Annotated in this window: 14 protein-coding genes and 1 tRNA gene; 10 read left to right on the top strand and 5 right to left on the bottom strand. The window is 65.3% G+C overall.

Annotation, left to right across the window (positions count from 1 at the left end; genetic code table 11):
- Positions 1-84: 84 nt before the first annotated feature.
- The 5 genes from B8W69_RS16550 to B8W69_RS16530 all read left to right on the top strand — a co-directional run bounded on the left by B8W69_RS16550 (position 85) and on the right by B8W69_RS16530 (position 3,267).
- On the top strand, positions 85-606 hold the full coding sequence (locus tag B8W69_RS16550; protein ID WP_085290903.1) for a tRNA adenosine deaminase-associated protein: 522 nt from the start codon (positions 85-87) through the stop codon (positions 604-606).
- Complete coding sequence (locus B8W69_RS16545; protein ID WP_085290902.1) at positions 603-1,061, top strand: nucleoside deaminase; 459 nt, start codon at positions 603-605, stop codon at positions 1,059-1,061. The genes B8W69_RS16550 and B8W69_RS16545 overlap by 4 nt, the downstream gene beginning before the upstream one ends.
- A gap of 29 nt (positions 1,062-1,090) precedes the next feature.
- Positions 1,091-1,180: transfer RNA gene (locus tag B8W69_RS16540), tRNA-Ser, on the top strand.
- A gap of 472 nt (positions 1,181-1,652) precedes the next feature.
- On the top strand, positions 1,653-2,657 hold the full coding sequence (locus B8W69_RS16535; RefSeq protein WP_085290901.1) for a glycoside hydrolase family 6 protein: 1,005 nt from the start codon (positions 1,653-1,655) through the stop codon (positions 2,655-2,657).
- Positions 2,658-2,790: 133 nt separating this feature from the next.
- Positions 2,791-3,267: a CAP domain-containing protein gene (locus B8W69_RS16530; protein WP_085290900.1), complete on the top strand. Its 477-nt coding sequence runs from the start codon at positions 2,791-2,793 to the stop codon at positions 3,265-3,267.
- An 82-nt stretch (positions 3,268-3,349) separates the two neighbouring features.
- Here the strand turns inward: B8W69_RS16530 and B8W69_RS16525 are convergent, their stop codons facing one another.
- The 4 genes from B8W69_RS16525 to B8W69_RS16510 all read right to left on the bottom strand — a co-directional run bounded on the left by B8W69_RS16525 (position 3,350) and on the right by B8W69_RS16510 (position 7,514).
- Positions 3,350-3,877 (bottom strand): hypothetical protein, encoded by a 528-nt coding sequence (locus tag B8W69_RS16525; RefSeq protein ID WP_439330620.1) that lies wholly within the window; start codon positions 3,875-3,877, stop codon positions 3,350-3,352.
- 17 nt (positions 3,878-3,894) lie between these two features.
- Positions 3,895-5,538, bottom strand: a complete 1,644-nt coding sequence (locus tag B8W69_RS16520) for a putative alpha/beta hydrolase (protein ID WP_085290898.1) — start codon at positions 5,536-5,538, stop codon at positions 3,895-3,897.
- Positions 5,539-5,673: 135 nt separating this feature from the next.
- On the bottom strand, positions 5,674-6,807 hold the full coding sequence (locus B8W69_RS16515; RefSeq protein ID WP_085290897.1) for a cellulase family glycosylhydrolase: 1,134 nt from the start codon (positions 6,805-6,807) through the stop codon (positions 5,674-5,676).
- A gap of 230 nt (positions 6,808-7,037) precedes the next feature.
- Positions 7,038-7,514 (bottom strand): NINE protein, encoded by a 477-nt coding sequence (locus B8W69_RS16510; protein WP_085290896.1) that lies wholly within the window; start codon positions 7,512-7,514, stop codon positions 7,038-7,040.
- 130 nt (positions 7,515-7,644) lie between these two features.
- Between B8W69_RS16510 and B8W69_RS16505 the strand changes: the two genes are divergently transcribed.
- The 5 genes from B8W69_RS16505 to B8W69_RS16485 all read left to right on the top strand — a co-directional run bounded on the left by B8W69_RS16505 (position 7,645) and on the right by B8W69_RS16485 (position 12,115).
- On the top strand, positions 7,645-8,031 hold the full coding sequence (locus B8W69_RS16505) for a DUF2237 family protein (RefSeq protein ID WP_085290895.1): 387 nt from the start codon (positions 7,645-7,647) through the stop codon (positions 8,029-8,031).
- Positions 8,032-8,126: 95 nt separating this feature from the next.
- Positions 8,127-9,398 (top strand): sulfotransferase family protein, encoded by a 1,272-nt coding sequence (locus B8W69_RS16500; protein WP_085290894.1) that lies wholly within the window; start codon positions 8,127-8,129, stop codon positions 9,396-9,398.
- Between the two features lie 14 nt (positions 9,399-9,412).
- On the top strand, positions 9,413-10,651 hold the full coding sequence (locus B8W69_RS16495; protein ID WP_085290893.1) for an MBL fold metallo-hydrolase: 1,239 nt from the start codon (positions 9,413-9,415) through the stop codon (positions 10,649-10,651).
- Positions 10,648-11,130, top strand: a complete 483-nt coding sequence (locus B8W69_RS16490) for a VOC family protein (RefSeq protein WP_085290892.1) — start codon at positions 10,648-10,650, stop codon at positions 11,128-11,130. Before B8W69_RS16495 ends, B8W69_RS16490 begins: the two co-directional genes overlap by 4 nt.
- 13 nt (positions 11,131-11,143) lie before the next feature.
- Positions 11,144-12,115 (top strand): LLM class flavin-dependent oxidoreductase, encoded by a 972-nt coding sequence (locus tag B8W69_RS16485; RefSeq protein WP_085290891.1) that lies wholly within the window; start codon positions 11,144-11,146, stop codon positions 12,113-12,115.
- Here B8W69_RS16485 and B8W69_RS16480 read toward each other — a convergent pair.
- Positions 12,112-12,762: a GntR family transcriptional regulator gene (locus B8W69_RS16480; protein WP_085290890.1), complete on the bottom strand. Its 651-nt coding sequence runs from the start codon at positions 12,760-12,762 to the stop codon at positions 12,112-12,114. The genes B8W69_RS16485 and B8W69_RS16480 overlap by 4 nt on opposite strands.
- Between the last annotated feature and the right edge of the window lie 19 nt (positions 12,763-12,781).

Raw genomic sequence — 12,781 nt, 5'->3', positions numbered from 1 at the left:
CCGGACGGGAACGGCGCCGCCAGATCTCGCGGTTACCAGGAGCCATCTGGTCAGGGGCCTGGTCAGGGACTACCGTAAGCGGCCATGGGAGCACAACGGGCCTCTGCCCAGGGCCTGTCCGCGGACACGCCGGACGGGTTCGGCGTTGCGGTGGTGCGCGAAGAGGGGCAGTGGCGCTGCGCTCCGATGGCCCGTAAATCGCTGTTGAGCCTGGTGGCCGCCGAGACGGAGCTGCGTGAATTGCGCAGTTCCGGGGCGGTCTTCGGCCTGCTGGATGTCGACGACGAATTCTTCGTCATCGTCCGGCCGGCGCCGTCGGGCACGCGGTTGTTGCTCTCTGATGCCACCGCGGCCCTCGATTACGACATCGCCGCGGAAGTGCTTGACAAGCTGGACGCCGACATCGATCCCGAGGATCTCGAGGACTCGGATCCCTTCGAAGAGGGCGACTTAGGTCTGCTGTCCGACGTCGGGCTGCCCGACGCGGTCCTCGGGGTCATCCTCGACGAGACCGACCTGTACGCCGACGAGCAGCTGGGCCGCATCGCCCGCGAGATGGGCTTCGCCGATCAGCTGTCGGCGGTGATCGACCGCCTCGGTCGGTGATCACTGACGAAGACCTGATCCGTTCCGCACTGTCGGTTGCCGCGACGGCGGGTCCCCGCGACGTGCCCATCGGCGCGGTGGTGGTCGGCGCCGACGGAACCGAGCTGGCCCGCGCGGTCAATGCCCGTGAGGCGTGGGGAGACCCGACGGCCCACGCCGAAATTGTGGCGCTGCGCGCGGCGGCCGAGGTCCTCGGGGACGGGTGGCGGCTGGAAGGCGCCACGCTGGCGGTCACCGTCGAACCGTGCACCATGTGCGCGGGCGCACTGGTGCTGTCGCGCATCGCCCGGCTGGTGTTCGGCGCGTGGGAGCCCAAGACCGGAGCGGTCGGGTCGTTGTGGGATGTGGTCCGGGATCGGCGGCTCAACCACCGCCCGGAAGTGCGGGGCGGTGTGCTGGCCCAGGAGTGCGCCGCGCCACTGGAAGCCTTCTTCGCCCGCCAGCGATTGGGGTGAGGGGCATGCCGTTCGGTAAGCTGCTCGGCGGTGGCGTGTCCGAGCGGCCTAAGGAGCACGCCTCGAAAGCGTGTGACGGCTAAAACCGTCCGAGGGTTCAAATCCCTCCGCCACCGCCAAAGATTGCACGGACGTAAGCGGTTTCCAGATTTGCTGGAAACTGGCTGATCGCTCCGTGAGCGTATTTTGCGTGCCGTGCCTGGTCGCGACAGCGTCCAGGTCATTCGGTGGCGAAAAATCGCTGTTTAGGAGTCCCGTTTGTGGGCGGCCGGCGGCATGATCGCACGTCAAACCCTTCGTCGCCTTGTTTCTCCTCTAGCCGCGGCGTCAGGCGTTGCCGCTTCCGGCCTCGCCTCTGCAGTCCCCTCCGCCACCGCCGGTCCGTGCCCGGACGTGCAGGTGGTATTCGACCAACGCCGCGGCGATCGACAAGGGCGCGTCCTTCGCGGCCGGCCTTCTAGCCGGCGGTCCTGGCGGGCGCGGCTCGATGTAAGCGGATGGCCGTCGTCGTCCTCATTTAGCCGACCGGACGCACGGCTCGGGCCGGCGCCGATTGGCGCTCGATGCTTCCGAGCCACTAATTTTCCTCAGGTGAACTTCTCAGCTGCAGGTGCAGCCGCGCGGTGGATCGTCCCCTTGCTCACGGTTGCAGCCGTGGCCGGCATGGGTCTTGTCGCCGACCCGGTACAGGTCCGTCCCGCCCCTGCAGTGCGGCTGGTCGCCGACGGCGACCCGTTGGCCGGAGCGCCGTTCTACGTCAACCCGGCCTCGGCGGCCATGCGCGCCGCGCAGAGCGCCGATCCGCCGAGCCCCGAGCTGACCGCCATCGCCAACACACCGCAGGCGTACTGGATCGTCCCGGGTGGGTCGGCGGCAACCGTCGGGAAGTATGTCGGCGACGCGAATGGTGCCGGCGCCATCCCGGTTCTGGCGATTTATGGCATCCCCCACCGCGACTGCGGCAGCTTTGCGGCCGGCGGGATGGGCTCGGCCGACGCCTACCGCTCGTGGATCGACGGCATCGCATCCGGCGTGGGCGCTTCGCGGGTGGCGATCGTCGTCGAACCCGACGCGCTTGCCATGGCCGACTGCTTGTCGGGTGATGCGCGCCAGGAACGCTTCGACCTGATCCGCTACGCCGTCGACACGCTGACCAAGGATCCGAACGCGGCCGTGTACGTCGACGCGGGTCACCTGCGTTGGCACAGCGCCGACGACATGGCCGCCCGGCTCAACCAGGCCGGCGTCGGCCACGCCCGGGGCTTCAGCATCAACACCGCGAACTTCTTCACCACCGACGACGAAATCGGTTATGGCGAGGCGATTTCGGGGCTCACCAATGGGTCGCACTACGTGATCGACACGTCGCGCAACGGTGCGGGACCGGCCCCCGACTCCGACCTCAACTGGTGCAACCCGAGCGGCCGAGCATTGGGCACTCCGCCGACCGCCAGCACCGCGGGTGCGCACGCCGACGCGTACTTGTGGATCAAACGCCCCGGTGAGTCCGATGGGACCTGCGGCAAAGGTGATCCGCCGGCCGGCAACTTCGTGAGCCAGTACGCCATCGATCTCGCTCACAACGCCGGTCACTAGAACGGCCTTGGGGTTGAGCCGGTAAGCATGTCGGTGCCGCGGAACCGATTTGCGATTCGTGATCGTTCTTGGTTGAAAATGGGTAACATTTAGATACCGAAAACAGCAAAGCGAGCGCGCGACAAGAGGCATCATGGCCAAGAAAGTCGAGATCATCGCCGTCTTCGCGATCTGTACTGCCTTCATCACGGCTCCCGGGACACTGTCCGGTTTCGTCGCGAACGCAGACGATTCGGGGACAGCGCTCTACAGCGGCATCAACCAGCTTCGCCCAGGATGCGGGCCGATCAGCGACGATCCGCGTTTAACCGAAGCCGCCCAGCGCCACGCCGATGACATGCTGCGCAACGGGGTGAGCGGACACATCGGTTCGGACGGATCGTCGCCGCAGGCGCGAATCACCGCGGCGGGCTACAGAAGCCGGTACTCGGGTGAGATCGTCTTCTGGGGCACCGGATCCGCTGCGACTCCCAAGGAAGCCCTCGACATGTGGATGCAGAGTCCGCCACACCGAGACATCATTTTGAACTGCGCATATAACGCGGGCGGCTTCGCCACCGCTTGGGACGGCAACAAGATGACCGCCGTCGGCGACTTCGCTGCATCGTAAAGCCTTCTAGGCCAAGCTTTTCGGATCACGACTCTGGTCGCTATGCGCGTCCGGTGACCGTGCCGCCACCCTTGAGCGGCCCTCACACGTGGGGCAGCCACCCAGATCCCTTCGGCGACAGCACGAAGCCGCGGCCTTGCGCGTCTTTGCACGCTGTCGTGCCGGCGTTGTCGACCCCGCAGATGATGCCATTGACGGTGATGGAATGACCCGGAGGAAGCGTTTTGACCGGCTGTCCGTCAATCACGCGTGATGGTTCGCCCTCATTCGTCTGCTTCAGCCCAGTAGTTGTTCCGATCCAATTGACCCCGGTGATTCCCGCATTGGGATTCGAAGGCGCGGGCGGGACCGCCGGCAAGTTATTTCCACTGCACTGTGCTTGATCGGGCGTGTAGCTGCAGACGACCCCATCGGGAGTGAGGAAATACACCGTTGGCAGGGGCGGCCGGCCAGGGTTGGGAACGTCGATCGTGTAATCGCCGACGTTCACCGGGGCGTCTGCGCTCAGGTCCGGAAATCTGGGCGGGTCGGCATGCGCCGTGCAGGCAACTGCGAAAGCAGCTCCGATGAGTGTCATGGCGCCGGCCAGCTTCTTGATGACCATATGCATCCAATCGGTTCAGACGGTCAGTGGTAGGGGCTGAGTTGAAATTCTCGGGTGTTGTACGGAGTACCGAACGGCACGCCGTTCGCATCTTTAAGCGTATTCCATTGACTGCCAAATAATTTCAAATTGTCCAGCGTTGATCCTGGCAAGATATATCCACCGTACGGTTGTGAGATGAACTTCGGGGCGCCTGGATCGCCGTTCTGCGCGACGAGAGTCGTGGGCACGTTCGCGCCGAACATTTCGGTCGGGTTGGCTCCTACTCGCACTTCAATACTTCCCTTACGCGCATCTACATTAAAGCCAGACAAGACGGGCTTCCCGCCGATTTCCCGGAAGCTGAGCTCTCCGTAGCGATTGGCGGTTACCTGTGTGGCCTGTTGTCCGGGCTTTCCCCAGTCGTTCCCGTTCCAAGGCTGCCAGGTTGAACGATCGAACACGTTGCCGGGATCCGCGCGGTACATGGTGATGCCTCGGCTGCGGTCGAAGGAATCGGCGGCAATGTAGACCTTGCCGTCTGACCCTTTGTAGCCGCTGACCTGTGTGGGCGCGGCGCCCGCGCCCCGATACGACCCCGGCGCCATTGCCCACCCCCTGCCGGGATCGCCGTTGACTTCGACCAGCCACGAAGCCACTGGCTTCAAATCACCCTGAGTGCCCGTCACCATCATGTACGTTTTGTCGCCGAGCGTGATCGTCCCGGCTGGCAACGTGTCGTTGATTCCGGCCTTGACCGCCTCTGCCGGCATGGGGAACAGCTCACGGCCGCTATCTTTTGCTCCCGTCAATGGCGCGCCGAAATGCGGACGCCCGTCGGCGTCGAAAGTCACTGGTACTGCCACAGATCGATAATGCTCGCCCTCCCCGACCTTATCGCCGGAGAACGAATCCCCGAAGATCGCGAGGTAGTTCCCGGGCTGCCCGGGAACCTCGATCACTTCCCCTAAGTCAGCCGCCCCGATCCCTGGGATGCCGGGAATGCCGCCGGTCCCGGCGATCGGCCCGAGATCCCTTACCTCGCCTGGCTTCAGCGGACTCTCGATCCAGTCGTCCACGGCTTTCGGAGGGTCGTACCCGTCGGTATGCAGGGCGTCCATCGATTTGCGCAACGTGTCCGAGTAGGCGTTTCGAATTGAATTCAACTGTTTGACGGCATCTCGGACGTCGTCCACGGCCTGGGCGTGCGCAGCCTCCTTCAGTTTCTGCAATTTGGTGCGTTCCGCCTGAGTGAGGTCGAGCGTCAAGTCATGTTTTATCGCGCCGATGAGTCTGTCGAGCCCCCGCAGCTCACTGTCCAGAAGGGCGATCTCTTGAGCCCCTTGCTTTTGCGCGTCGGCCAGGGCGGCCGCGATGGACTGCAGCTCGGCGCCGATCTTCGGCAGTAGCTCAGACTGCGCACCAAGGGATTTGGTAACCCGTTGGACTTCATCGGAGTCATTGATCGGGTGGCCACCATCCTGATGGTTCCAGGCCGCGGCGAAGCGTTTCTGCGCGTCCTCGAAGGCGTGGTCGGCTTCGGCGGTGTGCCGGCCGGCGCCATGAAAGGCCTCTGCCAGCCGCGAGATCTGAAATGGGCTGCCCGCCTGCAGGCTCTGGTTGATCGCCCACGGATCGCCGCCGGCCGACGCGATCAGTTCTGCTTCGCTCAGGTTTTCCCACGTCATGGCGTCGCCAGTAGCCGACCAGCACCGACGAGCATCGCCGCCCCCTTCTGAGCAGGTATAACCCTACTACCGGGAGGTCTATGGCGGGTTCGCGTTGATTGACTTCAGCGAAGGGTCACGAAGACCGAAACCGGCTCACGTCTGATTACCGGCCAGCTTTCGCACCGTCAGCGCTTCGATGTCTTGGAACGGCCGTCCCTCGGGCCGGATCAGGTCGTGGAACCACACCTTCGGGACCGACGTGTAGGGGTGGTCCCATGAGTCCCAGGGAAAGTAGGTCTGGGTCTTGCCGGCGACCAGGCCCCAGTTGATGGCGCCGACGTTGTGGCGCTTCGCAACCGGCAGGATCGATTCGACGGTGCTGCCCTGGGGCCGCGCCATGTATTCCGTGCAGAGGATGGGGCGGCCCATCGGAGTGAGCTCGTTGATCCGGTTCTCGAACCCGGAAGGTCCGGCGTAGGAGTGGAAGGTGATCACGTCGGCGTTGGCCAGCTGTATGTCGCTGATCGCGCTGCGGCCCTGCGGCTGTCCCCAATCCCCGCGCCACACACCGCTTGTCAGCGGCTGGCTGGGATCCACCGCCCGGGCCCAGCGAAAGACCTGGGGGAGCAGGTTGGTGACCAGCTGCTCCTTGTCGCTTCGTTCGGTGTTGCGGTACTGGCGCGCGGGGTTGTCAGGCTCGTTCCACAGGTCCCAGCCCAAAACCCGGTTGTCGTTGCGGAATTGGGTCATTACCGCCGTGACGTAGTCGCGCATGACCGGGACATACTTCGGGTCACCGAGACGTTCGGCGCCCGGGCTCTGCGCCCAGCCCGAGTTGTGCACGCCTGGCCGCGGCGCGCGCTGGCGTCCCGCTCGCGGTTGCGGATCCCAACAAGAGTCGAAGAAAACGAACAGTGGTTTGATGCGGTGGCGAGCCGCGATGTCGACGAATTGACCCAGGCGGGTTTGGAAGCCGCGCTGATCGGCCGCCCAGAGCTGATCGTGCAGGAACACCCGTGCGGTGTTGTGGCCGTAGAACTGGGCCCAGCCGAGTTCCGTGTCGATGCGCCGCGGATCGAAGGTGTCGGGCTGGAACATCTCGAGTTGGTTGATGGCGTTCGCCGGAATGTAGTTTGCTCCAACGAGCCAGCCCTGCGCTTGATACCAACGGTTCGCGCGGTCGGGGGACCACCGGCCCGCTTCCTCCGCGGAAGCCCGGGGCATCCGGGCAACTGCGGCGCCTGCCGCCAGTAACAGGGGGAGTTTCAGGGCCGTACGTCGTTCCACGATGTGACGATAAGTTTTCGGGGCGATTTCCCCGGGATTTGCTCAGCGCGTCGCGACGGGTTCGTCGTCAGAGCTGCCGAGTCGCGACTTTCGCGCGCGATCGTGACCAATCCGTGACCAGTATCACCGGCGTGCCCTGGACCCTTGCCAAGCCGCCCAGGTTAAAATCTGGCCCCAGCGCGAGTCAAAAACGTTGCCGGACAATCGAAACCGTTGTCCATCGCAAGTTCCTATCGCAGCTTGCGGCCGTGGTTGTCTTTGACGCTGCCGGTGAAGATCAAGATCGCGTCGACGATCGCCCAGACGATGCCGCCGAGCAGGACCGGAAACCCCAGAAAACAGAACACGCTGAAGAGAACTCCGAACAGACCAAGGCATAACTGCGCCACCGCAATCTGAGTCGAGTCGATGTAGAAGCGGCCGATACCGAACAAGCCGAGAAACAGCTGGAGCAGGCCGGCGGTGGTGGCGGACTTGTCCGACAGCGGCAGCCCGGTAACCGGATCGCGGCCGTAGGGCGCCTGCGGGTCAACATATCCCGGGTGACCAGGGTATGCCGGATAGCCGGCGTGCCCGGGGTAGGCCTGCGGAGGCGGATATCCCGGCGAGGGCGTGTACGGATTCGGCTGCGACCCGTAACCGGGCGGCTGCCATCCCCAGGGTGGCTCGCCGGGCGGAATTTCGGATGGGTTGGGTGGCGTCGACATCAGTTCGAGTTAACACGTCCGCCGGCCGGGCGTCCACACGGCGGCCGAGGCACCGGCGCCGAAAAAAACCTGACCGCGCAGTCGGCGAAATTGCTTCAAACTTTCCCCCCGAGGGCGCAATACTGAACAGGTGCCTGATCGAAATGTGTTAGGCGGTCCGCTGGAACCCTGCGGCTCAGACCCGCTGACCGGCTTTTACCGCGACGGCTGCTGCTCGACCGGCCCTCAGGACCTTGGGCGGCATACGATCTGCGCGGTGATGACCGCCGAATTCCTGGAACACCAGCGTTCCATCGGCAATGACCTGTCGACACCGGTGCCCGAGTATCGGTTCCCGGGCCTGCTGCCGGGGGACCGCTGGTGCGTGACCGCGCTGAACTGGCTGCGCGCTCACCAGGACGGATGCGCCGCGCCGGTGGTGTTGGCGGCCACTCACGAGAGGACCCTCGAAGTGGTGCCCCTGGAGGCGCTGCAAGAACACATGGTCGACGTGCCCGACGATCTGGCCAATCTGTAGTGCCGGGGCACCGGCGAGGTGGATGAACGACGCATCTCCACCGCGTCTAGCGTCTGTGTCATATTTCTCACCTGACGCGTCGAATAGGGGTTCCGGTGGGTTCTGCGGTTGACGACATCGACTTCGACGACTTGACCGCGCCGCAACTGACCGACGTGCAGCGTCAGATCCTGGAGTTCACCGAAGCCAGGCCCGTCGACCTCGACACCGACCGGATGCTCGCGGAGGCCGTCCAGCAGACGGGCCTGCCAGCCGGAGCCGCCGATCTCGACGACACCGACGGTTTCGCCGACCGCCTGCGCACGCACGTCGCGGCGATCGAAGCCGACGAAGGCCTGCTTCAGCTCACCCGCGGCTCGCTGCGCCAACGAATCGTGCGCCTGCTACGCAACCGCATGTCGCTGACCGAACTCATCCGGCGGTTTCCGGAGATCGAGTCCATCCCGATCGAGAAGCCATTCATCGTCGTCGGGATGCCGCGCTCCGGCACCACACATCTGGTGAATCTCATTGCCTCCGACCCACGCCGGCGCGCCCTGCCGTACTGGGAGAGCCAGGATCCCATCCCCGCTCTCGGGCAGGGTCCGGACATCTTCGGCGTCGATCCCCGCTACGCGCGCGCCAAGTCGGAACACGATGCGCTGATGGTGAGCGCCCCCGTGGTGGCCGCCATGCACGACCGGTTCCCTGAGGCGATCGAGGAGGAGGTGGAGCTCCTCGACCTCGATCTGGCCTCATACGTGCTGGAATGGCATGCGCGCGTGCCCGACTGGCGTGACTATTATCTGGGTCTCGACCAGACCCGGCACTACGCTTATATGAAGAAGGTGCTGCAGGCGCTGACCTTCCTGCGCGGGCCGCGGACATGGGTGCTGAAGAGTCCGCAGCACTGCGAGCAGCTCGGCCCGCTGATGGCGACTTTCCCCGATGCCACAGTGGCTTTCACCCACCGCGATCCCGTCGCGGTGATCCAGTCGGCGATCACCATGATGGCGTACTCGGATCGGTTGCGCCGCAACAGCATTGATCCGCAGTGGCTGCTGGACTATTGGAGCGATCGCGTGCACCGACTGCTCAGCGCGTGCGTGCGTGACCGCGACCTGGTGGCGCCCGAACGCAGTATCGACATCAACTTCCAGCAGCTCAACGGCAACGAGATGCCGGTGCTCGAACGGCTTTACCAGTGCGCCGGTGTCGACCTACCGCCCAAGGTGCAGCAACGTTTCCAGCGCTACCTGGACGGCAATCCTCGGGGTAAACACGGCCGCATCCGCTACGAACTACAGCGGCACTTTGGCACCTCCGCCGACGGACTGCGCGGCCGTTTCGGCTTCTACTTCGACAAGTTCGACGTCCGTCCGGAATGAGGGAGTCACCAGCGATGTCCGAACCTGTCTATCGGAGCAGGCCGGGTGCCGACGCGATGCGCCCAGCGTCTGCCGAGAAAGCCGAAGAGATCGCCCCGAGCTTGTGGTGCTCGCCCGGCTTGTCCAACTCGTATCTGCTCACCACGACCGAGGGCCGGGTGATCGTCAACACCGGCATGGGCTTCGAGGGTCCGGTGCATCGCGCCAACTTCGACGCCGTGGACTCGTCGCCGGTGCGCTACATCATCTTCACTCAGGGCCACGTGGATCATGTCGGCGGCCTGGACAGCGTGCGGGATCCCGAGACGACCGTTGTCGCACAGGCGAATTGGAAGGCCTGGCGCGACGACAACGACCGGCTGATCCCGTACCGGGCCAACCGCAGCGCCTTCGCCTTCAAGGACACGCTGGCCAGTGGCATTCAGGCCATCCAGCGGCGCCTGGGAACCACGCGGCTGGCCGGCCAGAGCGTGCCCGTGGTCGACATAGACTTCGAGGACACCCTGCGCCTGGAGGTCGGCGGCCGGCTCATGGAACTGGTTTCCGTCCCCGGCGGCGAGACCACCGACTCCCTGGTGATCTGGCTGCCCCACGAACGAATCTGTCTGTGCGGAAACACGTTCGGACCCCTGATCGGGCACATTCCCAATCTGGTCACCATGCGCGGCGACCGGTATCGGGACGCGTTGACGGCCATCGCATCGGTGGAGAGGGTCCGCGACCTGCAGGCTGACCTGCTGGTGACCGGCCACTTCGAGCCGATCAGGGGTGCCGAACGCATCAACGCGGAGTTGACCCGGCTGCGCGATGCGATTCGATACATCCACGATCAGACCGTCGCCGGGATGAACGCCGGCAAAGACGTTCGCGCCTTGATGCGGGAGATCACCCTGCCCGCGGAATACGAAGTGGGCCAGGGCTACGGCAAAGTCGCGTGGGATGTGCGGGCCGTCTGGGAGAACTACTCGGGCTGGTTCCACCACGAATCGACCACCGAGCTCTACCCGGTCGCGTTCGATTCCGTCGCCGCCGATGTGGTCGAGCTGGCCGGCGCCGATGCGCTGGTGGAGCGGGCGCGTGCACACCTGGCCGCCGATCGTGCGCTGCAGGCCATCCACCTCGCCGAGCTTGTCCCGGCGGACCATCCGGGGGCTCGCGGCGTGCTGCGGGATGCGCATGAAAAACTGCTCGCCGGCAGCACGAACTTCTGGGAAAGTGCCTGGCTCCGCAACCAGATAGCGAGGAACACATGACGGCATTCGCGCTACGGCCCGAGGACTTCTATCACACCGGCATCATCGTGTCCGACCTCGACGCGGCGATGGCCCGGCTGACCGCGCTGGCCGGTTACCGCTGGATCACCCCGGTCAGCTACACGTTGCCGTTCCGCACGACGACCGGAACCCAAGAGGTGACTTCGACTTTCGTCTATTCGCTGCAGGCGCCGCACGTCGAGTTAATCAAGGAGGTGCCGGGGACGGCCTGGACGGCGGCACCCGGCAACGCGATTCACCACCTCGGCTACTGGACCGACGATTTGGCCGAGAGCGCGAAGAGATTGGAAGACAACGGCTTCACCTTCGAAGCGACCGCCGACACCGCTCCACCGGATCTGGCCCTCTTCGCCTACTACGTCGACGCGGCGGGAACCCGCATCGAGATCGTCGACCGCGCACTGTTCCCCGACTTTCCGGCCTTCCTGCAGGCGGCGGCCGGGCCGGAAGCGTCGTGAGGCGGGATCGCCGATGCTCCTGACGGTACTTCGCTTCAACTTCGCGTCCCCGCAAGGTGATCCACGCACGCAGGGCAAGCTCCTTTCCGCGGCGCTCGAGCTGGGGCAGTGGGGGGAGGCCCACGGCATCACCTCCATCAGCGTCGACGAGCATCACGCGACTGGGCACGGCTGGAGCTGCAATCCGATCATGGCCGCGGCGATGTTCTTGGCCCGGACCTCGACGCTGATCGCGAGCGTCGATTGCGCACTGGGTCCGCTGTGGAACCCGGTGCGGCTTGCCGAAGACATCGCACTCGTCGACAACATGAGTCGCGGCCGCCTGCACACCACGGTCGGTCTGGGGTATCGGACGGTCGAATACGACGCTCTGGGAGCAGATTTCGGCCGGCGCGGTGCGCTGATGGACAGCCTGCTGGAGCGGATGCTGGCCGTCTGGTCCGGCGGCGATCCGGAGAACGCAATCTGCGCCGGCACCTGGACGCGGCCGCATCCACCCCTGTACGTCGGCGGCGGCGCCCGTGCCACGGCACGCCGCGCTGCCCGGTTCCGGCTGCCGCTCAGCCTGGCCGATCACCTGCCGGAGATCGCCGCGTATTACCGCGAGCTGTGTGCCGAGGCCGGCATGTCGCCGTTCATCCTGATGCCGGGTCCGATCAATCGCGGAATGATCTACCTGCACGAGGATCCCGACCGGGCATGGGCGGAGCTCGGCGATCACATCCTTTGGGAGGCAGTCACTTACGGTCGATGGTCAACCGACCAGCGCTCGCTCATGCACCTGCCCGGCGTCCAAACCCTGGACCAGGTGAGGGCGTCGGGCCGCTACCGCTTCCTCACTCCCGATCAGGTGATCGCCGAAGTGCGCGAAACCGACAATTACGGCCCGCTCGTCATGCACCCCCTGGTGGGCGGCATGCCGGTCGACGAAGCGTGGAAGTCGGTCCAGCTGCTCACCGATAAAGTCCTGCCCGCACTCGCCTAACCGTCGCGGCGCTGCTCCAGCCACTCGGCCAGCGAGCGCCCCGCATCCAGCACATGTCGTTCGGCGATGGTGCGTGCCCGCTCGGCGTCGTTGTCACCGAGGGCGTCCAGCAATTCCTGGTGTTCGTCGAGTGAGTGCTTCTCGTGCTCGGGGAACAAGGTGAGGAAATTGCTCGGCACCACGCGGGCCGCCTGCTTGATCTGATTCAAGAGCCGCGGCGAGTGCGCGGCGCGGTGAATCATCTGGTGGAAATGCCAGTTGGCCTCGCCGATGCTGTCGTCGCCGGACCGTGCGACGACGTCGGCCGCGAGTTCACGCAGGGTCGCGAGTTCTGCAGCCTCGATCCGCCCGGCGGCCCACGCCGCGGCCTGCCCGGTGAGCACACCGAGAATGGTGAAGCTGTCCAGCACGTCATCCGGGCTGATGCCGAGCACCGTCACGCCGCTGCGCGGCGCGACTTGGACCAGCCCTTCGAAGGACAGCTCCAGCAGCGCCTCGCGCACCGGCGTGCGGCTGGTCGCGAATTCCTCGGTGATGGCGTCGAGGTCGACGCGTGATCCGGCAGGCAGGGCGCCGGTGAGAATCCGGTCGCGCAGCTCGCGGGCGGCGCGCTCGCGGACCGTTCCGGAGATGTCGATGCCTGCCACCTGCGCAGAATACCAAACG

The organism is Mycolicibacterium vulneris (genome assembly GCF_002104765.1).
GTDB lineage: Bacteria > Actinomycetota > Actinomycetes > Mycobacteriales > Mycobacteriaceae > Mycobacterium > Mycobacterium vulneris.
The sequence above is the reverse complement of the archived record's forward strand: the minus strand, read 5'-3'. Positions and strand labels throughout refer to the sequence as shown.

Coding starts and splice junctions, on each gene's coding strand:
- B8W69_RS16550 (WP_085290903.1), top strand. CDS start 85: ATGGGAGCACAACGGGCCTCTGCCCAGGGCCTGTCCGCGGACACGCCG.
- B8W69_RS16530 (WP_085290900.1), top strand. CDS start 2,791: ATGGCCAAGAAAGTCGAGATCATCGCCGTCTTCGCGATCTGTACTGCC.
- B8W69_RS16525 (WP_439330620.1), bottom strand. CDS start 3,877: ATGCATATGGTCATCAAGAAGCTGGCCGGCGCCATGACACTCATCGGA.
- B8W69_RS16520 (WP_085290898.1), bottom strand. CDS start 5,538: ATGACGTGGGAAAACCTGAGCGAAGCAGAACTGATCGCGTCGGCCGGC.
- B8W69_RS16510 (WP_085290896.1), bottom strand. CDS start 7,514: ATGTCGACGCCACCCAACCCATCCGAAATTCCGCCCGGCGAGCCACCC.
- B8W69_RS16495 (WP_085290893.1), top strand. CDS start 9,413: ATGTCCGAACCTGTCTATCGGAGCAGGCCGGGTGCCGACGCGATGCGC.
- B8W69_RS16490 (WP_085290892.1), top strand. CDS start 10,648: ATGACGGCATTCGCGCTACGGCCCGAGGACTTCTATCACACCGGCATC.
- B8W69_RS16485 (WP_085290891.1), top strand. CDS start 11,144: ATGCTCCTGACGGTACTTCGCTTCAACTTCGCGTCCCCGCAAGGTGAT.